The organism is Nonomuraea monospora (assembly GCF_039531895.1).
Taxonomy (GTDB): Bacteria; Actinomycetota; Actinomycetes; order Streptosporangiales; family Streptosporangiaceae; genus Nonomuraea; species Nonomuraea monospora.
Window position 1 is genome coordinate 519,914 of the sequence record NZ_BAAAQX010000001.1, and the last position, 24,803, is coordinate 544,716.

Sequence of the window (24,803 nt, forward strand, 5' to 3'; positions counted from 1 at the left end):
GGGTCACGTCACTGCGGGCTTGTAGCGGGAGAAGACCTCCCGCACCTCCTCGGGCGAGCAGGCGACCGCCACCTCGTCCGGATCGGCCCCCGTAACCCGGGGCAGGTGTACGACGACGTCGAAGGCGTCCATCGCGCTGATGGGCGCGTAGTGCTCACCGAGCCCCGTCCGATACACGGTGGCGGCGCGCACGGCGTCGGCGTCGGCGGGCGGCAACCGGCGTAGGTCGGCGGCGAAGGGCCCGGCGTGGCTGGCGTGCATGAGGGCGTCCAGGCTGCCGGGACGGGGGGCTTCCATGGGCGCGAAGAGGGTGCCGGACTGGAAGGCGGCGGCGTCGGAGTTGAGGATGTGGCCGGTTCCCGCGGTGGTGCCGATGGCGAGGTAGTCGTCGCCCAGCCGGTCGGCCAGGTGCAGGCCGAGCGGTGTCATGGGACCCATGCCGGGCAGCTCGCCAGGCCACCGCTGCAGGTGCCCGTTGTGGGCGGCCAGGACGACGCGGTCCTGCCGGCGGAGGATCCATTCGACGGTGTCGGCCATCTCGGCGTCGCGGTTGTACATGGCGCTCTGGACGTCGCCGCCGGCCATGGCGCGGATGGCCGACTCCAGGGTGATGAGCTGGCTGGCGATGCGCAGGGCGTCCTCGTACTGCTGGGGCGTGGAGTGGCGGACGTGGTCCAGGCGGCGGCCCTTGAGGCGGGCGGCGAGGGCGGCCAGGCCCGCCGTGAGGGCGTTCTGCTGCTCGGGCGGGAGCTGGACGTAGGCGGCCAGGGCGGCGGGGGCGGTGAAGGCGGAGGTGGCGGCGAAGGACGCGGCGGTGTCCCGGAGGGCCGGGTCGGGCTGGAAGCCGGGGTCGGCGTGCGCGAGGTAGGCGAGGACGGCGTCCAGGGCGGGGAGCAGGGAGGCGTTCTGGCCGCCCAGGTCCACGCCGTAGAAGCGGACGGGGCGGGCGGCGGTGGCGTTGTGCCGGCGCATCCACTCCAGGTGGGCGCCGAGCTGCCGCCACAGCCCCATCAGCGAGGTGAGGCCGTGCGCCATGACCTCGCCGAGGTGGTCCTCGCCGCCCAGGACCCAGGCGTCGGCCCGCCGGCCCTCGGTGAAGCCGGTCTCCATCACGTACGCGCTGAACCCGTGCCGTTCGGCGAGGTAGCGCAGGAGGCGGTGGCGCAGCTCGTGGAACTCGCGGTTGTAGTGGGCGCTCTCGCCGATCGCCACCACCCGCGCGTCGCCGATGGCCTCGTCCAGCCAGGTGAGATCGTCGAGCGGGGCGGCGGGATCCAGGGTGCTCAGGGGTGTCACCGCCGCTTGGCTGAGGCCGGCGGGTGTGTTCGTGGTCACTTGGGTTCCCTTCTATTACCAACTTTGGGAACAGTACCAGATGTGGGAATATTGGAGACATGGACAGCCTTGAGTTGATCTTGCATCCCGTCCGGTTGCGCATCATGTGGGCCCTGTCGGGTGAGCGCGTCCGCACCACGTCCGAGCTGTGTGAGCTCCTGCCCGACGTGCCCAAGACCACCCTCTACCGGCACGTCGGCCTGCTGGCCGACGGCGGGCTGCTGGAAGTGGCGGGCGAGCAGCGGGTGCGGGGGATGGTGGAGCGGCACTACCGGCTGCGCCGGGACGCCATGAACATCGACCTCGACACGGCCAGGTCGATGTCGCTGGACGATCACCGGCACGGGTTCGCGGCGGCCATGGCGGCGCTGCTCGCCGAGTTCAACGCCTATCTGGAGCGGCCGGGGGCCGACCCGGCCGCCGACCGCGTGGGCTACCGGCAGGGGACGTTGTGGCTCAGGCCCGAGGAGATGGAGGAGGTCGCGCTGGAGCTGCGGGACGTGCTCAGGGCGCGGGCGCGGAACGGGCCGGGGGAGGAGCGCAGGCCGTACCTGATGAGCGCGATCTTCTTCCCGACGGAGGACCGGGGCGGCCCCGACGACGGCAGGGGTGGTGCCGACGAGGGCGGGGGTGGCCCCGACGAGGGCCGGGGCGGCGCAGGCGAGGGCCGGGGCGGCGCAGGCGTCACGCCGTGAGCTGGGCCTCCAGGCGGTAGCCGTCCACCGTGACGTACACCTGGTCGCCCGGCCGGGCGTTCAGGCGCATGAGGACGGGCTGCAGCGAGTCGAAGACCGGCTGGTGACCCTGCCAGACCAGGACGATCGCGTTGTCGCCCGGCCCCGTCACCGACAGCAGGGTGCCGGGACGCATGCCGAGCTGCGCCGCGTACCCCTCGGGCACCGCCACAGGCCCGCCCCGCAGGTGCTCGGGCGTGACCTCGATGCGCTGCCAGCGGCGCGGGTCCGACGACGGGCTCGGGAGCGGCGGGGGCGGCGTGGACGGGGCGCCCGCCAGGCCGCCCGTGGGCAGCATCGGCGAGCGGCCACCCGACAGCGCCGACAGCGTCGCCAGCGCGGCGGACGGGTCGATGGACCCCGCCGTCGCGGCCGGCACGGGCTGGCCGCCGCGATGATGGTGGCCGTTGGCGCCGGGCGTGCGCCGGGGAAGAGGCTGTGCGGGGGACGAGGCCGCGGCCGCCTGAGCGGAGGCCGACTCGGTGGGCAGGGCGTCGAACCAGGCCTTCGCCGAATGGGCGCGGATGCCCAGCTCGCCCATCAGCTCCACGACGTCGGCGTCCGGGGGGCTGGCGGCCAGGAGCTGCCTCGTACGGGCCTGCAAACCGTGGAGGTCGCCCACGACGAGCCAGCCGTCCTGGAGGCGGCGGTCGGGCATGAGCGTCACCAGCACCCGCCACAGCGGCGTGCGCAGCGACGGCACCATGACCGGGTGCGCCGGGTCGGCGCCGATGAGCTGCTCCTCGGTGGCCGCCGCGCCCAGCCACTCCGTCAGGCGGAACATGTGGCCGGTGACCGGCGCGGACTCGGAGGAGCGCAACCACTGCAGCACGCGTTCCTCGGCGGTGCGCTGGGCCTGGGAGAGCGACTCCCGTTCGACCAGCATCTTGTGGGCGAGGGTGCGCAGGCTGACCGGGTCCTCGGCGAACAGGCGGTGCACGGCGACGGCCAGCTCCAGCTTGTCCAGGCTGCGGAAGAGGCTGTCCACGACCCGGACCATCGCGTGGTCGGTGTCCGAGGGGGCGGGGGTGGCGTAGGCGGGGCTCTTGGCGGGGTCGGCGGCGCCGGGGATGGGCGGGATCGAGCCGGTGTGCGGGCCGCCGGAGGCCGGGGCGGGCGCGCCGGGGACTGGGGAGCCGGTGGGACGCGAGCCGGGTGCGCCGGTGTTCGAGCCGGGGGTGGCCGGTGTGCCGGGGCGGGTGGGGAGGGCGCCGGTGTCCTGGCGGCCGGATTGCGGGCCTGCGGGGCGTTGCGGGAGGCGTTCCTGCTGGCCGGGGGCCGCCGGGCGTTGGGGCAGGCCGCCCTGGGGTTGTGCCGGGAACGAGCCCGTCTGACGTTCAGGAGGCACGGCCGGGAAGGAGCCGGTCTGCCGGTCGCCGGGGAAGGATCCCGCCGGGCGGTCACCGGACACGGCGGGGAAGGACCCCGTCTGGCGGTCGCCGGGTACGGCGGGGAAGGAGCCGGTCTGCCGGTCGCCGGGGAAAGAGCCCGTCTGGCGGTCACCGGGAACGGCCGGGAACGAGCCCGTCTGGCGGTCACCCGGCTGCGGCGCCCCGGGGAACGGGCCGGTCTGGCGCGCTCCGGGCGTCGCGTCGGCGGCGGGCGCGACAGGGAAGGGACCGCTCTGACGCTCTGCGGGCGCGACGGGCCGATCAGCGGCGGCGATGGGCCGATCAGCGGGCGAGACGGGCCGATCGGCGGCCGGGGCGGGGCGGTCCGCGGGGGAAGCGGGACGTTCGGGCGAGACGGCGGGGAACGACCCGGTCTGGCGGGCCACAGGAGCGGGAAACGCCCCCGTACCGGCAGGAGACTGCCCGACCTGGAGCGGCCGGGTCACCTCAGGATGACCCCCCTGCACACCGGCGGGCGCCTCACGCTGCGCCGGGATGCGGCCGAGTATCTCGCGGAAGACCGACCCCATCACGACCTCGGGCGTGGCCGAAGGAGTCGTCAGGTCGCTGGGCGACAGGCGGCGCAGCCGCTGCCAGCCGCCGAGCCCGGCGACGGCCGTGCGGGTGGCCTCGGGCCAGCCGGGCAGCGAGGGGTCGATGTGGTGAACCGTCAGCGCGGGCAGCAGGTCGGCGAGCGGAAGGTGGTCCCAGCGGGAGGAGGCCAGCCGGGCCAGGCGTTCGCAGATCCAGTCGAGCCCCGCCGTGCCCAGCGCCCTGGACAGGGCGACGGAGGACCACCACCCCGCGGGCAGGCGCGGATCACCCAGCGCCTCGGCCACCTGCTGCGGGCGGCTCCAACGCAGCGCAGGGACTAGGTCGCTCAGGCAGATCGATGACTCGACTTCCATCGGCGGACCTTATCCTCCCCAGTGAGCCGCGTGGTGCTGCCCGTGACGCATGTGGCTAATGGTGCAAAGCCTACGCGGCAAGCTATCAATCAGTGTGAATAGGGTAAAGACGGTTCAGATCCAAACCGTACCGTGGACGGCCGCCCACCTGGGCCACACATTCGGCACCAGCACGGCAACCCGCCTGCAAAGCGGCCTGTTCGCCGGCGCCGAGCAGTTTCGCGGCGAGGAACCCGGCGGCGAACGCGTCGCCCGCCCCCGTGGAGTCGACGACCTCGGCGGAGACCCCCTCAGCGGTCGCCACCACCTCGCCCTCCACGGCGGCCAGCGCGCCGCGCGCGCCCAGCTTCACCACCGCTGTGCCATATCTCTCACTCAAGTGTACGGCCGCCTGCTCCGCCGTCCCCGCACCGGTGAGGAGGAGGGCCTCGTCGAGATTGGGGATGATCAGGCCGGCCTGCGCCGTCTCGCGGGTGAAACGTTCAACGCCGAAGTCGCGCAGCGGGCCCGTGGAGGCCGGGTCGATGCTGATCGCGACGCCCGCCGCCGCCGCGTCCGCCATGGCCCGCCTGGCCAGGCCCAGCCCGGCCTCGGCGAACAGGACGTAGCCCGACAGGTGCAGCCTGGCCACGCCGTCGAGCAGGGCGGGGTCCCAGTCGGCCTCGGAGATCAGGCCGCCCGCGCCGCGGTTGGTGAGCATGGAACGCTCGCCGCTCCTGTCCACCATCGCGATGACGACCGCCGTGGGACGGTCGGGATCCACCACCACGTGCGGGCGCACGCCCGTCTTGACCAGCTCGGTGGTGTGCCACTCGCTGCTGTCGTAGCCGAGCCTGGCCAGCAGATGGACCTCGGCGCCCAGGCTGGCCGCCCAGGCCGCGGTGTTGGCGCCCGAGCCGCCGGGACGCAGCACGATGTCGGCGGCCGTGTCGGTGCCGGACCGCACCGGGGAGCCGTGCAACGCCACCACGTCGGTGACGACGTCCCCGACGATCAGCAGGGCGCCGTCGGTCACGATCGTGCCCAAGAGACGGCGATGCGGGCCGCCAGGGCCGTGTTGCCGCGCACGGCGGCCAGGTTCGCCTCCAGGGAGGCGCCGGCGGTGCCGTTCACCAGGTAGCCGAGCAGGAACGGGGTGATCGCCTGCCCCTTGACGCCCTCCCGCTCGGCGGCGGCCAGCGCCTCACCGAGCACGCGGTCGTGCAGCTCGGGGTCGAGCTGCTGGTCCACGGGGACGGGGTTGGCGACGATCAGCGCGGTCTCGGGGCCGCCCAGGGCGTCCTGGCCGCGCATGATGGCCGCGGCCTCGTCGGGCGACTCGATCCGCCAGTCGATCGGCTGGCCGGAGGAGTGCAGGTAGAAGCCGGGGAACGTGTCCGTGCCGAACCCCGCCACGCTCACGCCCCGCGTCTCCAGCCGCTGCAGCGTCGCCGGCACGTCCAGGATCGACTTGACGCCCGCGCACACCACGGTGATCCGGGTGCGGGCGAGCGTGTCGAGGTCGGCGGACTCGTCCTGGTCCTCGGCCCAGCCGCGGTGCACGCCGCCCAGCCCGCCGGTGGCGAACACCCGGATCCCGGCCCGCGCCGCCAGGAACGACGTGGCCGACACCGTCGTCGCGCCGCTCGCCTTCAGCGCCGCCGCCACGGGCAGGTCCCGCTGGCCCAGCTTGCGCAGCCCGGACTCGGTCGCGATGCGCTCCAGCTCCGCCTCGTCGAGACCGATGCGGGGCACGCCGTCCAGGACGGCGATCGTGGCCGGCACGGCGCCCGCCGCCCGTACGACTCCCTCGAGCTCCCGCGCCACCTCCAGGTTGCGCGGCTGCGGCAGCCCGTGGGAGATGATCGTGGACTCCAGCGCCACGACCGGCGCGCCGGCGGCCAGGGCCGCGGCGACCTCGTCGGACGGCTGCAGGACGGAGTCGGTGGTGCTGTGCATGGCGGTTTTCTTGCTCCTCGAGTGGTGCTGGACCTGCTTATCGGAACGGCCGCTTTCGCGTTATTTGTTCCGAACGGAGCAGGGTACGGGCCCCCTGGCCCGGCCGTCCACTCCGAGGATCACACGAGCAGCGCGACCCCGGCCAGGGACGTGGCCGCGATGATCGCCGTCGCGATGCCGCCAAGCAGCGCCGCCCGGCCGCCCCGCACGAGTTTGCGCACGTCGATGCCGGTGCCGAGGCCGAACAGGGCGGCGGCCATCAGCACGTTCGTGGTGCCGGGCAGCGCGGCCGTCACCGCCCCGGGCACCAGGCCGGTGCTGCGCACGGCCACCATCGCCAGGAACGCGACCACGAACAGCGGCACCACCGGCGGCCGCTTCCGGTCCTGTGGCTCTGCGGCGGCCGGTTCCGGGCGCTTCCCGTCCTGCGGCGGTGCGGCGGCCGGTTCCGGCCGCTTCTGGTGCTGTGGCGGTGCGGCTGGTTCCGGTCGCTTCCCGTGCTGGGCCTGTGCGGTCATCCGGCGCCTTCGGTACGTGGTCAGCGCCACGAGCGGGGCCAGCAGGATCACCCGGCCGAGCTTGACCGTCACGGCCGCCGCCAGCACGCCCGAGGCCGCGCCGATCGCGGCCACCTGCGCCACCTCGTGCACGGCCGCGCCCGTCCACACGGCGAGCTGCGCGGGTGACAGGCCGATGGCGGAGGCCAGCAGGGGGATGAACGCGATGGCCGCGGTTCCGTACAGCACCACGACGCCGAGCGCGCTCGCGGCGGCCTCGTCGTCGTCCGGCAGGTCCGTGCTCTCGCGCATCGCCGCGATGGCCGCCGCGCCGCAGATGGCCACGCCTGTGGCGATGAGCAGGGACGTGCCGGGGCTCAGGCCCAGCCTGCGGCCGATCGGCGGCGTCACGGCGAACGTCAGGCCCGTCGCGACCGCCACGACGGCCAGGCTCTGCCAGCCGAGCGCCAGCACCTGGGGCACCGCTATCTGCAGGCCCAGCAGGGCGATCGCCACGCGCAGGACCCGCCTGGACACGAACGCCAGGCCCGGCCTGAGGCGGTCGTCGACGCCCGCCACGCTTGCCATGGCCGCGCCGGCGGCTACGGCCAGGACGGCGGGGGTCGCGGCCGGCACGAGCCGGTTGGCGAGCGTCGCGCACACCACCGCAGCGGCCGTCACGGCCAGGCCCGGCCCGAGCAGCGCGACTTGCGCCTTGGCCCGCGCCGCCCACCGGCCGCCCGGCTCGCCGGAGACCACCGGGTGGGCGCTGAGTCCGGGAAGACGCGCCCCGCGCGTGTCGGAGTTGGAGCTAGGGCGGGGTGAGCGGGAGCCGGGGTTGGGCGGGCTCGTGAGCATGATCCCAGTCTTCAGACCCCCAGAACCCCCCGGTAGCCACGCCTTGCCTGTGAGCCCATAGCCTGAGGCTATGAGCGCCCTGCCCGACCTCGACTCACTCAAGCTCCTCGTGGACGTAGGCGAGCTGGGCAGCCTGGGCCGGGCCGCCAGGGCGGCGGGGATCGCGCAGCCGTCCGCCAGCAAGCGCATCGCCCTGCTGGAACGCCGCCTCGGCCTCCCCCTGCTGGAACGCACGCCGCGCGGCTCCACCCTCACCGCCGAGGGCAAGATGGTGGCCGGTTGGGCCACGCAGGTGCTGGCGGCGGCGCAGGAGCTGATGCGGGCCGCCCAGGCGGTGCGCCTGAGTGAGGCCGCGCACCTGCGGGTGGCGTCGAGCATGACGGTGGCCGAGTACCTGGTGCCGCGCTGGCTCGGGGAGTTGCAGCACCGGGAGCCCGAGGTGCAGGTGGGGCTGGACGTGGTCAACTCGGCGGACGTCGCGGCCAGGGTGCTGGCAGGGGAGGTGGAGCTGGGGTTCGTCGAGGGCCCGACCGTGCCGGACGGGCTGGACGTGCGGGTCGTGGGGACGGACCGGCTGGTGGTCGTGGTGGCGCCGGCGCATCCGTGGGCGCGCCGGCGTACCGCGCTGAGGGGACCCGAGCTGGCCGCCACGCCGCTCGTCGTGCGGGAGCCCGGCTCCGGTACGCGCGAGACGCTCGACGTGGCGTTCGCGGCGATGCAGCGGGCCGTGCCGCGGCTGGAGCTGGGGTCGAACTCGGCGGTGAAGGGGGCGGCGCAGGCGGGGGTGGCGCCCGCGGTGCTGAGCGGGTACGCGGTCGAGTCGGACGTGGCCACGGGGCGGCTGGTGGAGGTGCCGCTGACCGGCGTGAACCTGGTGCGCAGCCTGCGCGCGGTGTGGCGCCGCGGCCGCCCGCTGACCGGCCCGGCGGCTACCCTGCTGACCATCGCGAGCCGCCCTTGACCGGCCCCTGCCGTCATGTGGCCAGGCCATGGCGGGCCGCCCCCGCCTCCGTACGGACACACGACCGGAAGCGGCGCGACTGAGCCGCCGCACCGGCGCAGGACCGGAAGCGGCGCGATCCGGCCACGCTGGGGGAGAGCCGGGTGGAAGCCGTGATCCCCGGTTGAGGAGGGGCCGGGTGGGTCGTAGGGTGCCAGGGTGGCTTCGTATGACGTGGTCGTGGCGGGCGGCGGGCACAACGGGCTGGTCGCGGCGGCCTACCTGGCCGGCGCCGGCCGCCGGGTGCTGGTGCTGGAGCGGTACGCGCACGCGGGCGGCCTGGCGATCTCCGCGCGGCCGTTCCCCGGCGTGGACGTGCGTCTGTCGCGCTACTCCTACCTGGTGAGCCTGCTGCCCACCAGGATCGTCCGCGACCTGGGCCTGGACCTGGAGCTGCGCCGCCGCCGCTACGCCTCCTACACCCCCAAGGCGGGCACGGGCCTGCTGGTCGACCACGAGGACGACCTGCGCACGGCGGCCTCGTTCAGGACTGTCACGGGCGGCGAGGCCGACCACGAGGCGTGGCGCCGCTTCTACGGCATGACGGCCGGGGTGGCCGAGGCGCTGGCCCCGACGCTGCTCGAACCGCTGCGCCCCCAGGCGGAGATCGAGCGCCTGGTCGGGCCGGAGGCGTGGCGTGACCTGTTCGCGCGGCCGATCGGCGAGGTGGTGGACGAGCGGTTCGCGGACGACACGGTGCGCGGCGTCGTGCTGACCGACGCGCTGATCGGCACGTTCGCGGATCCCGCCACCGACCTGCTGGCCAACCGGTGCTTCCTGTATCACGTGATCGGCGACGGCACCGGCGACTGGAACGTCCCGGTGGGCGGCATGGGCGCGGTGTCGGGCGCGCTGGAGTCGGCGGCCAGGCGGGCGGGCGCGGAGATCAGGACGGGGGCGGAGATCGTCGGCATCTCGCCGTCGGGCGAGGTGACGTTCGTGGCGGAGGACGGCGAGCACACGGTGACCGGCGGCCACGTGCTGGTGAACCTGCCGCCCGCGGTGCTCGACCGGCTGATGGGACGGCCTGAGACGGTGCCTGAGGGGGCGCAGCTCAAGGTCAACATGGTGCTGACGCGGCTGCCCCGGCTCAAGGACGCCTCGGTGGACCCGGTGGCGGCCTTCAGCGGGACGTTCCACATCAACGAGGGGCGCGACCAGCTCGCGGCGGCGTACGAGCAGGCGGCCCGCGGCCTGATCCCCGAGCTGCCGCCCGCCGAGGTCTACTGCCACTCGCTGACCGACGCGTCCATCCTGGGCCCGGGGCTGCGGGGCAGGGCCGAGACGATGACGCTGTTCGGCCTGCACATGCCCGCCCGCCTCTTCCGCGACGACCCGGAGCAGGCGCGCAAGCAGGCGCTGGAGGCCACGTTCGCCTCGATGAACGCGGTGCTCGCGGAGCCGATCGAAGGCTGCCTGCTCACCGCGCCCGACGGCGCCCCCTGCGTCGAGGCGAAGACCCCGGTGGACCTGGAACGGGACGCGGGCCTGCCCGGCGGCCACATCTTCCACACCGACCTGAGCTGGCCGTACGCCGAGGAGGGTGGCTGGGGTGTGGAGACGGAGCACGAGCGGATCCTGATGTGCGGCGCGGGCGCCCGCAGGGGCGGCGGCGTCAGCGGCATCGGCGGCCACAACGCCGCCATGGCCCTGCTGCGGCCGGAGCCGGCTACTCGTCGGTGACGAGCTTGGCCGCGACCTCCAGGGCGACGTTCGCCCGCTCGGTCTCGTCCAGCTCCATGTCGAACAGGAACGGCACGCTGCCGAGGATCACCGCGAACACCGCCAGCCTGGCCTCGAACTGCTTGACGGCGCCCGCTCCCGGCACGGACAGCACCGACAGCATGCCGATCATGCCCTGCTGCATGCGCTGCCCGGCGGCGTTGCCCTGCATGACGCCCTGGTTCACCTGGGCGAACTTGAACAGCGGCCGCCACTGGTCCTCCAGCAGCCCCGAGATGCGCCGCAGGATCTCCTGACGTGATTCGGCGGTCGCCGGCTGCTCCTTGGCCCAGGCCACCAGCTCGTCGATCGAGTCGCACAGTCGCTCGACCACGCTGGCGAGGATGTCCTCCTTCGTGCGGAAGTGGTAGTAGAGCGCCGGTCTGGTGATCTCCAGCCGTTCGGCCACCTCCTGCAGCGAGGTCTTGTCGTATCCGCGTTCGGCGAACAGCTCCAGCGCCACCTGCTGGATTCGCTCTCGTGTGTCCGTCCGCCGGCCCGCCATTGCGCTCCCATCACTTGACGGCCCATCGCATCATTGCTTACTTTCGCGTAAGTAAGCAATGCGATCGGCTACCTGGAGGCAACACTATGGCGCATTCCTTCCCAGTTCCGCGTACCTGCCCGTTCGCCCCGCCCCCCGAGTACGAGGCCCTGCGCGAGGAGGCCCCGCTCGTCCGCGCCACCCTGCCCAGAGGCGAGGTGTGGCTGGTCACCAGGCACGCCGAAGCCCAGCAGGTGCTCAGCGGCGGCGGCATCAGCACCAGCCCGGCCACGCCAGGACATCCCGGCTCCGCACTCCACGACGCGCCGTCCCCCGAGGAGGCGGCGGCCCTGGAACGGTTCATGACCGGCCACTTCATCGACCTGGACCCGCCCGAACACACCAGGTTCCGCCGCCTGCTCATCCCCGAGTTCACCGTCAGGCGGATGAAGGAGCTGCGGCCCGGCATCCAGGCGCTGGTGGACGGGCTCATCGACGACATGGTCGCGGCGGGCTCCGAGGCGGAGCTGGTGCAGGCGTTCGGGCTCGCGCTGCCCTCGCTGGTGATCTGCCAGCTTCTCGGCGTCCCGTACGACGAACGCGAGTTCTTCCAGTCGCGCACCAGGCGGATGCTCACCCCCGGCGAGGACTTCCACGCGGCCGCGTACGAGATCAGGGACTACCTCGACGGACTCGTCACCAGCGCCGAGAAGGCCCCGCGGGACGACCTCCTGGGCAGGCTGATCACCGGCGGGCGGCTCACGCACGACGAGCTGGTCGGCGTGATGTTCCTGCTGCTCGTCGCCGGCCACGAGACCACCGCCAACATGATCCCGCTGGCCGCGCTCACCCTCATGAAGCACCCCGCCCAGCTCGCCGCCCTGCGCGAGGACCCCGGCCGCTGGCCCATGGCGGTCGAGGAGCTGCTGCGCTACCACTCGATCGTGGACTGGGCGGCCTTCGACCGGGTCGCCGTGGAAGATCAGGAGATCGGCGGTCAGCTCGTCAGGAAGGGCGAGGGCATCTTCGTGCTCGGCGCCTCCGCCAACAGGGACGAGCGGGCGTTCGAGCGGCCCGACGAGTTCGACGTCGAGCGCGGCGCCCGCCACCACGTGGCCTTCGGCTACGGCGTCCACCAGTGCCTGGGGCAGAACCTGGCGCGCGCCGAGCTGGAGATCGCGCTCCGCACGCTGTTCGAACGCCTGCCCGGCCTGCGGCTCGCCGTGGCCGAGGAGGAACTGCCCGCCAAGTACGATGGACCCATCTTCGGGCTCACCTCGATGCCCGTGGCGTGGTGAACCTTATGAATCTTCTGTGAGGTCGTTCATCACGTTCTCATGATGAACATCTAGCGTCGGTAAGTATGAGTGAGCCCGCACGGTTGCTGGTAGTGGACGACGAGCCCGCGTTGCGCGAGGCTCTGCAGTCGAGCCTGGAGTTCGAGGGCTACAAGGTCGTCACGGCCAACGACGGGCAACAGGCGCTCGACGCCCTCGCGGCGGAGCCGTACGACGCGGTGCTGCTCGACGTCATGATGCCCAAGCTCGACGGGCTGACCGCGTGCCGCAGGCTGCGCGGGTCGGGCAACCACGTGCCGGTGCTCATGCTCACGGCCCGCGACGCGGTCGGCGACCGGGTGTCCGGGCTCGACGCGGGGGCCGACGACTACCTCGTCAAGCCGTTCGAGCTGGACGAGCTGCTGGCCAGGGTCAGGGCGCTGCTGCGGCGCGGCGCCCTGAGCACGGGCGCCCAGGAGGGCGACACGCTCTCGTACGGCGATCTGCACATGGACCCGGCGACCAGGGAGGTCACGCGCGGCGAGCGCAGGCTCGACCTGACCAGGACTGAATACCTGCTGATGGAGCTGTTCCTGGCGCATCCGCGTCAGGTGCTGACCAGGGATCAGATCCTCAGCGAGGTGTGGGGGTTCGACTTCGAGCCGACGTCCAACTCGCTCGACGTGTACGTCATGTACCTGCGGCGCAAGACGGAGGCCGGGGGCGAGCCGCGCGTGATCCACACCGTGCGCGGGGTCGGTTATGTCCTGCGGGCCTCGCAGTGAAAGGCGCGAGCCTGGGTGAGCGCCTGCGCGGCCTGGCCACGCGGGGGACTCTGCGCACGCGGCTGACGCTCCTGGTCACGGTGGCGGTGGCGCTGGCCATCGCGACGTGCGCGGGCGCGTCGTACGTCATCCTGGAGAACCGGCTCATCGGCAACTTCGACCAGAGCATCCTGGAGTCGCTGCGGGCCGGCGACAAGGGGTTCATGGAGCGCAACTGCACGCCGGAGGGCGCGCGGGGCCCGTTCAGTGACGGGCTGGCGACTTTACTGTACGACGACAACACCACGTGCTCGATCGGCCCGTCCCCGATCGTGCCGGACTACGAGAACGACTCGAAGGCCTTCGAGCCGTGCGAGCCGGTCTACCGTTACGGGACGACGCGCGACGGCAAGGACGTGCGCGTGGTGACGATCAACTTCAAGCCCGGCGTGGCGGTCATGGAGGCCAGGCCGGTCGGGTACATCCAGCGCACGCTGCGCAACGCGGGCATCATGCTCGTGGGCGTCTCGGTGCTCGGCGTGCTCGGCGCGGCCCTGGCCGGGCTCGCGATCTCCCGCTCCGCTCTGCGTCCGGTCGGCGACCTGACCAGGGCGGTCGAGCACATCGCGCAGACCGAGGACCTCGACACGCGCATCCCCATCCAGGGCAACGACGAGATCGCCCGCCTGTCCTCCTCCTTCAACGCCATGACGGCCGCCCTAGCCGGATCGAGAGAACGCCAGAAACAGCTCGTCGCCGACGCGGGCCACGAGCTGCGAACCCCCCTGACCACCCTGCGCACCAACATCGACCTGCTGCTGCGCAGCGAGCAGACGGGCCGCAGCCTCGACCCGGGCGCCAAGGAGCGCCTGCTGGTCAATGTGAAGGCGCAATTCGCCGAGCTGTCCACGCTGGTGGCCGACCTGCTGCAGCTGGCCAGGGGCGACACCGACCACGAGCCGCACGTCGAGCTGGGCTTCCACGAGGTGGTCACGGCCGCCGTCGAGCGTGCCAGGCTGCGCGGCGCCGAGGTCGTCACGGACCTCAGCCCCTGGTACGTCGTGGGCAGCGCCACCTCTCTGGAACGTGCCGTGCTGAACCTCATCGACAACGCCGCCAAGTTCAGCCCGCCTGGCGCCCAGGTCGAGGTGAAGCTGCGCGACGGCAGCCTGACCGTGCGCGACCACGGCCCCGGCCTGCCGGAGGAAGAGCTGCCGCACGTCTTCGAGCGGTTCTGGCGTTCCCCGTCGGCGCGCGGCCTGCCCGGCTCGGGGCTGGGGCTGGCGATCGTGGCCCAGGCGGTCACGGAGGCGGGCGGCAGCGTGCGGCTGGCGAACGCCCCGGGGGGCGGCGCCATCGCCACGCTGGAGGTGCCGGGAACTCTCATCCGTAACTCAGAATCGGATAAGTCACCTTAAAGACCCGAAAAGTGTCCTTAGCTGCATGGAGACAACAGCAGTGCGGACACGCCTGGTCGAGGTGGTCGTTCCGGTCTACAACGAGCAGCGGGCGTTGCGCGCCAGCATCACCCGGCTGCAGACCTACCTCACCAGGAACTTCCCCTACGGCTTCCGCATCACGATCGCCGACAACGCCAGCACGGACAACACCTGGCAGCTCGCCACCGAGCTGGCCAGGGAGCTGCCGCACGTGCGGGCCGTGCACCTGGACGAGAAGGGCCGCGGCCGGGCGCTGCGCAGGGTGTGGTCGCAGAGCGAGGCCGACGTCGTCAGCTACATGGACGTGGACCTGTCCACCGACCTCGACGCGTTCCTGCCGCTGGTGGCTCCGCTGCTGTCCGGCCACAGCGACCTGGCCATCGGCACCCGCCTGGCCCGCGCCGCGCGGGTCGAGCGGGGGCCCAAGCGGGAGTTCATCTCCCGCTCCTACAACCTGCTGCTCCGCTTCGGCATGGGCGCCGGGTTCTCGGACGCGCAGTGCGGCTTCAAGGCCGTGCGTACGGAGATCGCCCAGGCGCTGCTGCCCGGTGTCGAGGACGAACAGTGGTTCTTCGACACCGAGCTGCTGCTCCTGGCCGAGCGCCACGGGCTGCGCATCCACGAGGTCCCCGTGGACTGGGTGGACGACCCCGACAGCCGGGTGGACATCGTCCAGACCGCCCTCGACGACCTGCGCGGCATGCTGCGCGTCGGGCGCAGGACGGTGTCCGGCGCCGCCCGCATCCCCGTGCCCGCCAGGGTCGAACGGGCCGAGCTGCCGAAGGGCATGGCCAGGCAACTGCCCAGGTTCGCGGTCGTCGGCGTGATCAGCACGCTGGCCTACCTGGTGCTGTACTCGCTGCTGCGCCAGGTCGTGCCGCCCCTCGCGGCCAACGCGGTCGCGCTGCTCGTCACCGCCGTGGCCAACACCGCCGCCAACCGCCGCTTCACCTTCGGCGTGAAGGGCTCGGGCGGGGCCATGCGGCACCAGTTCGAAGGGCTCATCGCGTTCCTCGTCGGGCTGGCGCTCACCTCGGGCAGCCTCGCGCTGCTGCCCGCCGGGGTCTCCCACGGCGTGGAGCTGGCCGCCGTCATCGCCGCCAACGCCGCCGCCACGCTCGTCCGCTTCCTGCTGCTGCGCGCGTGGGTCTTCAACCCGAAGCGGGAGGCCACCCGATGACCGTCACCGCCATCAGGCCCGGTCACCGGGCCGCCGCCGGGCGCGGCGCGCTCGCCCGCGCCTTCCTCGGCGCGCAGGACGACCCGCGCTGGTCGCGCCCCGCGATGTGGGCGGTGCTCGTCGTGGCGTTCGTCCTGTACGCGTGGGCGCTCAGCGGCAACGCCAACGAGTACTACGCCGCCGCCATCCTGTCGGGCACCAAGAGTTGGAAGGCGTTCTTCTTCGGCGCCATCGACGCCGGCTCCTTCATCACCGTGGACAAGCCGCCGCTGGCGCTGTGGGTGATGGGCCTGTCGGCGCGGATCTTCGGCTACGGCACCTGGAGCATGCTGCTGCCGCAGGCGCTCGCCGGGGTGGCCGCCATCGGGCTGGTGCACTCGGCCGTGCGCCGCGCGTTCGCGTCCCAGGCCGGGGCGGCCGGGCGCGTCGCCGCGCTGGTCGCCGCCGTCGTCATGACGCTCACACCCATCACCGTGGCCATCAACCGGGACAACAACCCCGACACCGTGCTCGTGCTGCTGCTCGTGCTGTCGGCCTGGTTCTGCCTGGAGGCGCTGCGCACCGGGCGGATGCGGTCGCTGCTGCTGGCGGCGTTCTTCGTGGGGCTCGGGTTCAACGCCAAGATGTTGCAGGCGTACCTGGTGGTGCCGGCGCTCGCGCTGGCGTACCTGGTGTGCGCGGGCGTGCCGTGGCTCAAGCGGGTCGGGCACCTGCTGGCGGCCGGGGTCGTACTGGTGGTGTCCAGCGCGTGGTGGATGGTGATCACCGACCTGTGGCCGAAGGACTCCCGCCCCTACATCGGCGGCTCCACCGACAACACCGTCTGGGACCTGGTGATCGGCTACAACGGCCTCGGCCGCGTCTTCGGCCAGGGCCGGGGCAACGGCGGCGGGGGCGGCGGAGGCGGCGGCTTCGGCGGGGAGTCGGGGGCCGGGCGGCTGTTCAACGACGTCCTGGCCGGGCAGATCTCGTGGCTGCTGCCGCTCTGCGTGGTGGCGCTGGCCTTGGCGATCCTGCTGCGGGTGCGGCGGCTGAACGGCGGCGGGCCCTCGGGGGCGGCCTGGCTGGTGTGGGGCGGCTGGCTGGCCGTGCACTACGTGGTGTTCAGCTTCTCCAGCGGCACCTTCCACCCGTACTACACGACCGCCATGGCTCCGGCGGTGGCCGCGCTGGCCGGGATGGGGGTCGTGGTGATGTGGGAGGCGTACCGGCGGTCGCGGGCGTGGGCCTGGGTGCTGCCGGTGGCGGTGGCGCTGACGGGCGGCTGGTCTTTCGTGGTGCTGCGCCGCACGCCTGACTGGCTGCCGTGGCTGGCCTGGGTCGTGCTCGGGGCGACCCTGGTGGCCGTGGTGGCGCTCGTGCTGGCGCGGCTGCGGGCGCGGGTGACGGTGCGGATCGCGGCCGTCGCGCTGGTGGCCGCGGTGGTCGCGGGGCTGGCAGGGCCCGCCGCGTACGCGGTGACGCCGCTGCAGTCGCAGGTCAACGGGTCGAACCCGACCGCGGGGCCGTCGTCGGGGCGGATGGGCTTCGGCGGCGGACCTGGAGGGACACAGGGGCGGATGCCCGGCGGCGGTGAGTTCCCTGGTGGCGGCCAGAACGGTCAGACAGGGCAGTCCGGCACCGCTGAGCGTGGTGGCGGCCGGTCCGGCTTCGGGGGGCGTGGCGGCCCCGGCGGCGGGGTGAGCGACGCCATGGCCAAGTACCTGGTGGCGAACCAGGGCAGCGCCACCTGGCTGGTCGCGGTGAGCAGCGCCCAGCAGGCGTCCGGCCTGATCCTGTCCACCGGCAAGCCCGTCATCGCCATGGGCGGCTTCACCGGCAGCGACCCCGCCATGACCGTGGACCGCCTCCAGTCGCTCATCTCCTCGGGACAGCTCCGTTACGTCCTGTCCGGCAGCGGCGGCGGCCCCGGCGGTCGCGGCAACTCGGAGGTGACGACCTGGGTGCAGCAGAACTGCACGGCCGTGGACGGCCAGGAGGGGCTCTACGACTGCGCCGGGTAGGTCTTGACAACGATGTCAGGGCGATTCTTGATGGTCGTATGGCCGTACCGCTGATCGCCGCCCGCGGGATCGTGAAGAGCTACGGCCAGGTCGAGGCGCTGCGCGGCGCGGACTTCAGCCTGGAAACCGGCGAGGTGGTCGCGCTGATCGGCGACAACGGAGCGGGCAAGTCCACGCTGGCCAAGATCCTCTCGGGGGTGGAGCGTCCGGACGGCGGGACGGTCGAGGTCGAGGGGGAGCCGGTCGCGTTCGGGTCGGTCGAGGAGGCCAGGGGCGCCGGGATCGAGACCGTCCACCAGGACCTCGCGCTCTGCGCCGACCTCACCCCGGCCGCCAACTTCTTCCTCGGCAGGGAACGGCTGCGCCCCGGCCTGCTCGGGCTGCTCGGCGTGCTCGACAACGCGGCCATGCGGCGGGAGACGCGGGAGGCGTGCGAGCGGCTCGGCGTTCGGCTGGCCTCGCAGAGCGCGCCCGTGTCCGCGCTGTCCGGCGGGCAGCGGCAGGGGGTCGCGGTGGCCAGGGCGGTGACGTGGGCGCGGCGGGTCGTGTTCATGGACGAGCCGACGGCGGCGCTCGGGGTGGTGCAGACGCGGCGGGTGCTCGACCTCATCAGGACCGTGCGGGACTCCGGGGTGTCCGTCGTGCTGATCAGCCACAACATGCAGGACGTGATGGCGGTCTCCGACCGGGTCGAGGTGCTGCGGCTGGGGCGCAGGGTGGCCAGGTTCGACACGGCGCGGGCGTCGATGGAGGAGCTGGTCGGGGCGATGACGGGGGCGCTGGAGCAACCGGCGGACGTTGCGCCGATCGAGGGGGATCGGGCATGAGGGCGTCGCGGCTGGGCGGGCTCCAGGTCGTCTGGATCGGGCTGGTGCTGGCCGGGCTGCTGGTCGCGTTCTCCCTGCTGGCCCCCCGCGCGTTCCCCACCTCCTTCAACCTGCTCAACCTGGTCAGCGACGCAGCGATCCTGCTGCTGCTGGCCACCGGCATGACGTTCGTGATCATCACGGCGGGCATCGACCTGTCGGTGGGCGGCGTGCTGGTGTTCTCCGCCGTGGTGGCGGCCAGGGTCATCGACATCACGGGCTCCCCGGTGACAGGCGCGGCGGCCGCGCTGGTGACGGGCCTGACCTGGGGCGTGCTGAACGGGGTGCTGGTCGCGCTGGGCCGCATCCCGCCGCTGATCGTGACGCTGGGCACGCTCGGCATGTCGCTCGGCGGGGCGCTGCTGCTCACCGGAGGCGTCGATCTGCGCGCCCCCGCCGGTCTCAACCTCGGGCTGGGGCTGGCGCGCTGGCTGGGCGTGCCGCTGATCGGGTGGATCTGCGCCGCCATCACCGCCGTCCTGGCGCTCGCGCTGGCCGTCACCCGCTTCGGCCGCCACACGTACGCGATCGGCTCGAACGCCGAGGCCGCCCGGCGCGGCGGCGTGGCCGTGCGCAGGCACCTGATCAAGGTGTACGGCCTGGCCGGCCTGCTGGCCGGGCTGGCGGGGCACCTGTCGCTGGCCAAGTACGGCATCACCGGCGTCTCCGCCCACTCCACCGACAACCTCCAGGCCATCGCGGCCGTGGTGATCGGCGGCACGTCCCTGTTCGGCGGGGTCGGGACGGTGGCGGGCACGGTCATCGGCGTGTTCATCCCCGTCGTCCTCCAGAACGGCTTCCAGATCCTCGGCGTGCGGCCGTTCTGGCAGCAGGTGGTGGTGGGCGCCGTGCTCATCGCCGCCGTCTACGTGGACCAGTGGCGGCGCCGGTCCCGTGACCAGTGAAGGAGGCACCATGCGCAAGGCGATGGCCGCTCTCGGAGCGATGCTGGCGATCTCCGCCTGCGGCGGCTCCCCGGGCGGCGGCGGCGACCAGATCAGGGTGTCGCTCGTGCAGGGGCTGGCGGGGGAGGAGTTCTACGAGACCATGGCGTGCGGGGCGCGGGCCAAGGCCAAGGAGCTGGGGGTGGCGCTGGACGTGCAGGGGCCGCAGAAGTTCGACCCGACGTTGCAGACGCCGATCGTCAACTCGGTCGTGGCGGGCGGGCCCGACGCCATGCTGATCGCGCCGACCGACGTCAAGGCCATGATCGCGCCGCTGACCCAGGCCAAGCAGCAGAACATCAAGATCATTTTGGTGGACACGGTGGTCGAGGACCCGAGCATCGGCCTGTCCAGGATCAGCACCGACAACCTCAAGGGCGGCGCGGCGGCGGCCAAGGCGCTGTCGGAGCAGGTCGGCGGCGAGGGCAAGGTGCTGGTGATCTCCACCGACCCGGGCGTCAGCACGGTGGACGCCCGGATCAAGGGCTTCGAGGAGGAGATCAAGGCCAACCACCCGGGCCTGTCGTACGCCGGCGTGCAGTATTCGCACAACGACGTCGGCGAGGCCTCCCGCATCATGAACGCGGCCCTGGCCAAGGACGCCGACCTGGCGGGCGTGTTCGCCACGAACCTGAACTCCGCCACCGGCGCGGGCACCGCCCTCCAGCAGGCCGGCAAGCTGGGCAAGGTGAAGATGGTCGGCTTCGACGCCGGGCCCGCCCAGGTCGAGCAGCTCAAGGACGGCGTCGTACAGGCGCTGATCGCGCAGTTGCCCGGCGACATCGGCGCGAAGGGCGTCGAGCAGGCCGTCGCGGCGGTCAAGGGCGGGCAGGTCACGCCGTCCATACCGACCGACGCCACCATCGTCACCGCCGCGAACGTGAACCAGCCGGACGTCCAGAAGGTGCTCTACAAGGCGGGTTGCTGAGGGGCGCGGCTGCTCCACGGTGAATCACGGCCGCTTACGGGGAGGCTCGCTGACGGAGGCGGCCGAGCCGGGTCAGCGGGCCGTGCTCGTGGTGTGCCCAGCCGAGCGGGCCACGGAACTCGCCGTTCAGGAGTTCGATGATCGGTTCCTGGTCGTGCAGGTCGCCGGTGTCCATCCAAAGACGATCTGCGGCGTCCATCCAGACGGCGATCGTCGCTGGTGCCCGTCGTCTGATGGGTGATGAGGAGCTCATGTGTCACAAGATAAGGGTCTACTCGCCAGTAGTGTAGCAACTAGCTTAGCAATCACTAGCTGTCAGCTTAGAAGCTGCATCCTAAGTCATGTCAAACTAGGTAGTAACGGCGGTCCTACCTATCCTTGGACTGTGATCGATTACGAGTCGGAGTTCACCGTGAAAGAGCAAATCGCGGCCGATGTCCGGCGGCGGATCGAGGAGGGCGAGTGGGGGCCGCGTAAGCGCCTGCCTTCAGTCACCCATCTGGAGCAGCAATACGGCGTGGCCAGAAACACGATGCTCGAAGCCCTCGGCGTGCTGCGCGGCCTGGGCCTCATCTACACCGTCAAGAATCGGGGGTCGTTCGTGCGGGCGGGCGCGGACTTCGTCACGGCGATCGTGGCCGACGGGCAGACGCGCATCATCAACCGTCCCGCTCGTGACACCGAGATCGACGAGTTGGATCTGCCGGAGCACGGTTGGGTGACCGTGGTCGAGCGGGCCGGCGAGGTCGAGGTCTTCCCTGCGGACAAGGTGGAGATCCGCGGTTCCTCTGAGTGATCGCACTCCCGGCCGGCTTCTCGCACTCCGGAGCGACTGATCGCGGTCGGGGTGGAACGCTCGCTGCTGCATTCAGGCCCGGAAGCGTCACCTGGCCGGCCAAGCCACGGAACCCGGCCCACATCGCGCTCGTCACGGCGAGCACCCCGTGAGCCTTCACGACCGGCCATGACGGACGGAAACCAGCGTCGGCGCGTGCGGTGCCCCTGGCCTGCCGTAAAAAATCAAGCAGGAAGAGCGGCCAGGAGGAAGGCGAGGCGGGCGGCGGCGGACTCGACGTCCTCCGAGGTGCCCAGCCGGTAGCCCCACGAGGTGAGGAAGGCGCCCTCGTCGGAGCAGGTCACGGTCTCCGCGAGGGTGGCGGAGAAGCGGTTGCGGACCGATACGTACGCCGGGTCGCTGGACAGCGCGAGGTTCTGCACGGCCAGGTCGGCGTGACGGCCGGCATGCCAGGCGAACCGCTCGAGGCAGAGCGCGGTATCAAGCATCATGCGTCACCTCCGCAACGTCTCGCGGTCAGAATTGCACGATCTTGCGGTAGGTGGCAAGCAATTGCTGCGGTTAATGTGGAGTTTGTTTCCGGAAATCGCGAAGAATGCGGATGATGACCTCCCGGCCCTCCTCCTCGAAATCGGCTACTTTGGCATAATTGTCAAAAGCCTGGACATAGAACGCGATGTCATCCGGCTCCCGCAGGACCAGGTCCTTCGTCATCGTGGCCACGCCCACCATGGCGTCGTTGTAGATCCAGAAACCGTTGATCGGCGCGGAGGGCAGCTCCCTGCCGAAGGGGATCACGCCGAACTCCACGTTCGGCAGCGTGCTCACCGCCAGCAGCCGGTCGAGCTGGCCGCGCATCACCTCCTGCGGGGCGAGGGCGGTGTGCAGCGCCGCCTCCGGCACCACGAACCGGAACGTGCGATTGCGGTCGTAGAGGATCTCCTGGCGCTGCATCCGCACCCGCACCGCCGCGTCGATCTGGTCGGCGGCGCTGTAGAGGCGCTTGACCTTGCGGAAGACGTGCCTGGCGTACTCGGAGGTCTGCAGCAGGCCCATGATGATGCCCGGCTCGAAGGCGCGGAACAGCTTCGTGCGCGCCTCCAAATCGCGCATGTCCTCCTGAATGGCGGCCAGGCCGCTGCGGTAGCGCTGCTTCCAGCTGTCGTGCCGCTCCTGGAGGGCGAGGGTCTGCCGGATCAGCTCGTCCGTCGTGTCGGGCGGGGCGTTGACGGCCTGCGCCCACCCCACCACGTCGTCCTCGGTCGCCGTCTGCCTGGCGTTCTCCAGCCTGGAGACCTTGGACGGCTGCCAGCGCAGCCGTTCGGCCAGCTCCTTGCCCGACAGATGGGCGGCCTCGCGCAGCCCGCGCAACTGGCTGCCGAGGTCGATGCGCGCCTGCTGAAACGACGTCACGCCGCAAGAGGCTAGCCTCGCGGGCGCCGATCAAGCCAGGGCCTGTCGCAATTGTGATCAACCGGTTGCCGTCGGTGTTCCCCCGCTGCTCGGGAAAGCGGTTGCTGGCGCGGTGCCGGCGTCCGTCAGCACCCGGCGGGCGATCACGGTGAGCAGCTCGCGGGGGACCTCGACGGCGGCCTCTCCGTCGAGGACGTCGCGCAGGTCCGCGAGCGCCTCCGCGTCGGTGACCTGGAGGCCCTGCACGACGATGGTGCCGCGGTCGGTCTCGTAGAGGGTGGGGCAGGCGCCCGCCTCAGAGGTGGAGCCGAGGAACCGCATGCGCATGACGATCCTTCCCCGAAACATTGCGTGCAATTGCGCGCAATTGTACGTCGCGAGGCGTCGCCTGTGATCGGCTTTCCGTAAAATGTGATATGAGCCTGCCCTTTTAGTCGAGTGCCCCCTTCATGAACTCCTGCGCCCGCTCGAACAGCCCCAGCGTCGCCGCGTGCAGCAGGTCGCCGATGTCCTTGGGCGCCTTGCCGGCGAACGCCCTGGCGTGGGTGCCCTCCAGCACGATGCCGAGCTTGAAGCAGGCCATGACCGCGTACCAGTCGACGGCCGACAGGTCCCGCTCCGACAGCGCCGCGTAGTACGCGACCAGCTCGCGCGGCGGCGGCAGCCCGGGCACGTGGTCGTTGCCGGACGGCCACATGGCCAGCAGCCAGCCCAGATCCACCAGCGGATCGCCGATCGTGCACATCTCCCAGTCGACGATCGCGGCCACCCGGGGGCCGTCGGGGGCGAACATGAGGTTGGCGAAGTGGTAGTCGCCGTGCATGACGCCCGGCGTGAACGTGCGCGGCAGGTGGCGGGTCAGCCAGTCGGCCGTCTCCCGCAGGCCGGGGATGTCGGGCCCTGGATAGCCGTCCAGCTCGCCGTAGGAGTCGAGCTCCTTGAGCCAGCGCGGCACCTGCCGCTCCAGGAAGCCCTCGGGCCGCCCGAACCCGGGCAGCACCGCCGGATCGATCCGCCCCAGCTCGGCCAGCGCCGCGGCGGCCTCCAGCCCCATCCGGTGCCTGATCGCCGGATCGGACGCGTGCGGCTCAGGCAGGCCCGTCGAGGGGTTGAACCCCTCGACCGGCTCCATCAGGTAGAACACCGGCTCCCGCTCGGTCTGCGCGGCCACCAGCCTGGGCGCGGGCACGGGCGTGTCCCGCAGCGCCGCCAGCACCCGCGCCTCACGCCGCAGCACCTCGTTGCTCTTGCGGCGGGTGTGCAGGGGAGGGCGGCGCAAGATGTACGGCCGGCCGCCGCGCTCGAAGCGGACCATGACGTTCTGCGTGCCGCCCAGGACCGGCGCGACGTCCGTGATCGGACCGCCCGGCAGGCCCTCGGCGTCCATCCACGCGGCGAGCTCCTCGAAGTCGACGGCCCCGACGTCGATGTGGGTGGAGGTCATGTACCGCCCCTCTACAGAACGATGTTCTAGAGCCCGACCCTACGAGAGCGCCGCACGCACGGTCAACCCAGCGCCTGCATGAACGGCAGATACTGGCACGACCGCTCGCCCGGCAGCTCCCCGCCGCGCACCATCATCGACACCGGCCACGGGCTGCCGACGCCGTGCTCGCCCGCCCACGCCACCATCGACTCCCTGGACAGGTCGAAGTCCATCCGCACCTCGCCGCCCGCGTGCAGCGCCAGATCGCCGATCAGCGCCCTGGCCGTCTCCTCGTCCCGCGCCACGACCGGGCCGATCACCGTGTTGTCATCGTTGCGCCAGCAGTGACCGAAACCACCCTCCGCGACCAGCACCTGCTCGCCGAACCCGAACATCCGCCGCAACGCCGCCGACCGGTCCGTGCCGAACAGCTCCGCGTCCAGCCGCAGAATGCCGTCGAGATCCGCCTCCGTGGCCGGACGGGTGCGGCCCGACGGCTCGCCGCGGAAAACCCCCGTGTGCTTCGCGGCCCGGCCGACCACCCGGAAGCCCAGCCGCTCGTACAGGGGGCGGCCCAGATCCGTGGCGTACAGCGACACCGTGCGCCCGCCCGCCTGCTCCAGCACGTGCTCCATCAGGCGGCGGCCCAGCCCCTGCCGCTCGTACCTCGCGGCCGTCAGCACCATGCTGATCACGGCGTGGTCGTCGCCGTAACGGGTCAGGACGTTCGACGCGGCCAGGCCGTCGCCGTCGGGCGCGTCGATGCCGTACGGCTCGCCGATCTCGAACAGCAGGCCCCACTTGTGCCGCTCGGGCAGCCAGCCGCGGTCCTTGGCCAGGAGGGTGCAGGCGTCGAGGTCATCCCAGGTGAGCAGGCGCACGTTCATGACAGGCATTCTT

At 72.1% G+C, this 24,803-nt stretch carries 24 protein-coding genes; 12 read left to right on the plus strand and 12 right to left on the minus strand.

Annotation, left to right across the window (positions count from 1 at the left end; genetic code table 11):
* Positions 1–3 precede the first annotated feature (3 nt).
* On the minus strand, positions 4–1,335 hold the full coding sequence (locus tag ABD331_RS02385; protein ID WP_344470508.1) for an erythromycin esterase family protein: 1,332 nt from the start codon (positions 1,333–1,335) through the stop codon (positions 4–6).
* A 59-nt stretch (positions 1,336–1,394) separates the two neighbouring features.
* On the opposite strand from ABD331_RS02385, the gene ABD331_RS02390 reads away from it, so the two are divergent.
* A complete protein-coding gene (locus ABD331_RS02390; protein WP_344470509.1) occupies positions 1,395–2,030 on the plus strand; it encodes a helix-turn-helix domain-containing protein in 636 nt (211 codons plus the stop codon).
* Here the strand turns inward: ABD331_RS02390 and ABD331_RS02395 are convergent.
* The 4 genes from ABD331_RS02395 to ABD331_RS02410 all read right to left on the minus strand — a co-directional run bounded on the left by ABD331_RS02395 (position 2,020) and on the right by ABD331_RS02410 (position 7,661).
* Complete coding sequence (locus tag ABD331_RS02395) at positions 2,020–4,368, minus strand: hypothetical protein (RefSeq protein ID WP_344470511.1); 2,349 nt, start codon at positions 4,366–4,368, stop codon at positions 2,020–2,022. The two genes, ABD331_RS02390 and ABD331_RS02395, sit on opposite strands and share 11 nt — an antisense overlap.
* An 85-nt stretch (positions 4,369–4,453) precedes the next feature.
* Positions 4,454–5,395, minus strand: coding sequence for a carbohydrate kinase family protein (locus ABD331_RS02400; RefSeq protein WP_344470512.1), 942 nt, complete (start codon positions 5,393–5,395; stop codon positions 4,454–4,456).
* Entirely contained in the window at positions 5,380–6,306 is a 927-nt protein-coding gene (locus tag ABD331_RS02405; RefSeq protein ID WP_344470513.1) for a pseudouridine-5'-phosphate glycosidase, read from the minus strand. The genes ABD331_RS02400 and ABD331_RS02405 overlap by 16 nt, the downstream gene beginning before the upstream one ends.
* Positions 6,307–6,425: 119 nt before the next feature.
* Positions 6,426–7,661, minus strand: a complete 1,236-nt coding sequence (locus ABD331_RS02410) for a putative sulfate exporter family transporter (protein ID WP_344470514.1) — start codon at positions 7,659–7,661, stop codon at positions 6,426–6,428.
* Between the two features lie 70 nt (positions 7,662–7,731).
* Here ABD331_RS02410 and ABD331_RS02415 point away from each other — a divergent pair, with 70 nt between their 5' ends.
* Together ABD331_RS02415 and ABD331_RS02420 are read left to right on the plus strand one after the other, a co-directional pair.
* Positions 7,732–8,622 (plus strand): LysR family transcriptional regulator, encoded by an 891-nt coding sequence (locus ABD331_RS02415; RefSeq protein WP_344470515.1) that lies wholly within the window; start codon positions 7,732–7,734, stop codon positions 8,620–8,622.
* Between the two features lie 198 nt (positions 8,623–8,820).
* Entirely contained in the window at positions 8,821–10,344 is a 1,524-nt protein-coding gene (locus ABD331_RS02420; RefSeq protein WP_344470516.1) for a phytoene desaturase family protein, read from the plus strand.
* Here the strand turns inward: ABD331_RS02420 and ABD331_RS02425 are convergent.
* Positions 10,331–10,846: a TetR/AcrR family transcriptional regulator gene (locus ABD331_RS02425; RefSeq protein ID WP_344470517.1), complete on the minus strand. Its 516-nt coding sequence runs from the start codon at positions 10,844–10,846 to the stop codon at positions 10,331–10,333. The two genes, ABD331_RS02420 and ABD331_RS02425, sit on opposite strands and share 14 nt — an antisense overlap.
* Before the next feature lie 128 nt (positions 10,847–10,974).
* Between ABD331_RS02425 and ABD331_RS02430 the strand changes: the two genes are divergently transcribed.
* The 8 genes from ABD331_RS02430 to ABD331_RS02465 all read left to right on the plus strand — a co-directional run bounded on the left by ABD331_RS02430 (position 10,975) and on the right by ABD331_RS02465 (position 20,268).
* Complete coding sequence (locus ABD331_RS02430) at positions 10,975–12,165, plus strand: cytochrome P450 (RefSeq protein ID WP_344470518.1); 1,191 nt, start codon at positions 10,975–10,977, stop codon at positions 12,163–12,165.
* A gap of 65 nt (positions 12,166–12,230) precedes the next feature.
* Positions 12,231–12,929, plus strand: coding sequence for a response regulator transcription factor (locus tag ABD331_RS02435; RefSeq protein ID WP_344470519.1), 699 nt, complete (start codon positions 12,231–12,233; stop codon positions 12,927–12,929).
* Positions 12,926–14,326 (plus strand): HAMP domain-containing sensor histidine kinase, encoded by a 1,401-nt coding sequence (locus tag ABD331_RS02440; protein WP_344470520.1) that lies wholly within the window; start codon positions 12,926–12,928, stop codon positions 14,324–14,326. The genes ABD331_RS02435 and ABD331_RS02440 overlap by 4 nt, the downstream gene beginning before the upstream one ends.
* 25 nt (positions 14,327–14,351) lie before the next feature.
* On the plus strand, positions 14,352–15,527 hold the full coding sequence (locus tag ABD331_RS02445; protein WP_344470521.1) for a bifunctional glycosyltransferase family 2/GtrA family protein: 1,176 nt from the start codon (positions 14,352–14,354) through the stop codon (positions 15,525–15,527).
* Positions 15,524–17,530, plus strand: a complete 2,007-nt coding sequence (locus ABD331_RS02450) for an ArnT family glycosyltransferase (RefSeq protein WP_344470522.1) — start codon at positions 15,524–15,526, stop codon at positions 17,528–17,530. The genes ABD331_RS02445 and ABD331_RS02450 overlap by 4 nt, the downstream gene beginning before the upstream one ends.
* 38 nt (positions 17,531–17,568) lie before the next feature.
* Positions 17,569–18,357, plus strand: a complete 789-nt coding sequence (locus ABD331_RS02455) for an ATP-binding cassette domain-containing protein (RefSeq protein WP_344470523.1) — start codon at positions 17,569–17,571, stop codon at positions 18,355–18,357.
* Entirely contained in the window at positions 18,354–19,301 is a 948-nt protein-coding gene (locus ABD331_RS02460) for an ABC transporter permease (RefSeq protein WP_344470524.1), read from the plus strand. The genes ABD331_RS02455 and ABD331_RS02460 overlap by 4 nt, the downstream gene beginning before the upstream one ends.
* Positions 19,302–19,311: 10 nt before the next feature.
* The gene (locus tag ABD331_RS02465; protein ID WP_344470525.1) at positions 19,312–20,268 is read left to right on the plus strand and encodes an ABC transporter substrate-binding protein; all 957 of its coding nucleotides are present in this window, start codon (positions 19,312–19,314) and stop codon (positions 20,266–20,268) included.
* A 34-nt stretch (positions 20,269–20,302) separates the two neighbouring features.
* Here ABD331_RS02465 and ABD331_RS02470 read toward each other — a convergent pair whose 3' ends face one another.
* Positions 20,303–20,443: a hypothetical protein gene (locus tag ABD331_RS02470; protein WP_344470526.1), complete on the minus strand. Its 141-nt coding sequence runs from the start codon at positions 20,441–20,443 to the stop codon at positions 20,303–20,305.
* A 210-nt stretch (positions 20,444–20,653) separates the two neighbouring features.
* Between ABD331_RS02470 and ABD331_RS02475 the strand changes: the two genes are divergently transcribed.
* Positions 20,654–21,064: a GntR family transcriptional regulator gene (locus tag ABD331_RS02475; RefSeq protein ID WP_344470527.1), complete on the plus strand. Its 411-nt coding sequence runs from the start codon at positions 20,654–20,656 to the stop codon at positions 21,062–21,064.
* A gap of 224 nt (positions 21,065–21,288) precedes the next feature.
* On the opposite strand, the gene ABD331_RS02480 is transcribed toward ABD331_RS02475, so the two are convergent.
* The 5 genes from ABD331_RS02480 to ABD331_RS02500 form a co-directional block, all read right to left on the minus strand.
* Positions 21,289–21,555 carry a hypothetical protein gene (locus tag ABD331_RS02480; protein WP_344470529.1) on the minus strand — a complete coding sequence of 89 codons (267 nt, stop codon included), beginning with the start codon at positions 21,553–21,555 and terminating at the stop codon, positions 21,289–21,291.
* A gap of 70 nt (positions 21,556–21,625) precedes the next feature.
* Positions 21,626–22,477, minus strand: coding sequence for a helix-turn-helix domain-containing protein (locus ABD331_RS02485; protein ID WP_344470530.1), 852 nt, complete (start codon positions 22,475–22,477; stop codon positions 21,626–21,628).
* A gap of 57 nt (positions 22,478–22,534) precedes the next feature.
* A complete protein-coding gene (locus ABD331_RS02490) occupies positions 22,535–22,804 on the minus strand; it encodes a hypothetical protein (protein WP_344470532.1) in 270 nt (89 codons plus the stop codon).
* Positions 22,805–22,907: 103 nt separating this feature from the next.
* On the minus strand, positions 22,908–23,921 hold the full coding sequence (locus tag ABD331_RS02495; RefSeq protein WP_344470534.1) for a phosphotransferase family protein: 1,014 nt from the start codon (positions 23,919–23,921) through the stop codon (positions 22,908–22,910).
* A gap of 62 nt (positions 23,922–23,983) precedes the next feature.
* Complete coding sequence (locus ABD331_RS02500) at positions 23,984–24,790, minus strand: GNAT family N-acetyltransferase (RefSeq protein WP_344470535.1); 807 nt, start codon at positions 24,788–24,790, stop codon at positions 23,984–23,986.
* Positions 24,791–24,803: the final 13 nt, after the last annotated feature.

Coding starts and splice junctions, on each gene's coding strand:
- ABD331_RS02390 (WP_344470509.1), top strand. CDS start 1,395: ATGGACAGCCTTGAGTTGATCTTGCATCCCGTCCGGTTGCGCATCATG.
- ABD331_RS02415 (WP_344470515.1), top strand. CDS start 7,732: ATGAGCGCCCTGCCCGACCTCGACTCACTCAAGCTCCTCGTGGACGTA.
- ABD331_RS02455 (WP_344470523.1), top strand. CDS start 17,569: ATGGCCGTACCGCTGATCGCCGCCCGCGGGATCGTGAAGAGCTACGGC.
- ABD331_RS02460 (WP_344470524.1), top strand. CDS start 18,354: ATGAGGGCGTCGCGGCTGGGCGGGCTCCAGGTCGTCTGGATCGGGCTG.
- ABD331_RS02405 (WP_344470513.1), bottom strand. CDS start 6,306: ATGCACAGCACCACCGACTCCGTCCTGCAGCCGTCCGACGAGGTCGCC.
- ABD331_RS02500 (WP_344470535.1), bottom strand. CDS start 24,790: ATGAACGTGCGCCTGCTCACCTGGGATGACCTCGACGCCTGCACCCTC.
- ABD331_RS02435 (WP_344470519.1), top strand. CDS start 12,231: ATGAGTGAGCCCGCACGGTTGCTGGTAGTGGACGACGAGCCCGCGTTG.
- ABD331_RS02395 (WP_344470511.1), bottom strand. CDS start 4,368: ATGGAAGTCGAGTCATCGATCTGCCTGAGCGACCTAGTCCCTGCGCTG.
- ABD331_RS02490 (WP_344470532.1), bottom strand. CDS start 22,804: ATGCGCATGCGGTTCCTCGGCTCCACCTCTGAGGCGGGCGCCTGCCCC.
- ABD331_RS02495 (WP_344470534.1), bottom strand. CDS start 23,921: ATGACCTCCACCCACATCGACGTCGGGGCCGTCGACTTCGAGGAGCTC.
- ABD331_RS02480 (WP_344470529.1), bottom strand. CDS start 21,555: ATGATGCTTGATACCGCGCTCTGCCTCGAGCGGTTCGCCTGGCATGCC.
- ABD331_RS02470 (WP_344470526.1), bottom strand. CDS start 20,443: ATGGACACCGGCGACCTGCACGACCAGGAACCGATCATCGAACTCCTG.
- ABD331_RS02410 (WP_344470514.1), bottom strand. CDS start 7,661: ATGCTCACGAGCCCGCCCAACCCCGGCTCCCGCTCACCCCGCCCTAGC.
- ABD331_RS02445 (WP_344470521.1), top strand. CDS start 14,352: ATGGAGACAACAGCAGTGCGGACACGCCTGGTCGAGGTGGTCGTTCCG.
- ABD331_RS02430 (WP_344470518.1), top strand. CDS start 10,975: ATGGCGCATTCCTTCCCAGTTCCGCGTACCTGCCCGTTCGCCCCGCCC.
- ABD331_RS02465 (WP_344470525.1), top strand. CDS start 19,312: ATGCGCAAGGCGATGGCCGCTCTCGGAGCGATGCTGGCGATCTCCGCC.
- ABD331_RS02450 (WP_344470522.1), top strand. CDS start 15,524: ATGACCGTCACCGCCATCAGGCCCGGTCACCGGGCCGCCGCCGGGCGC.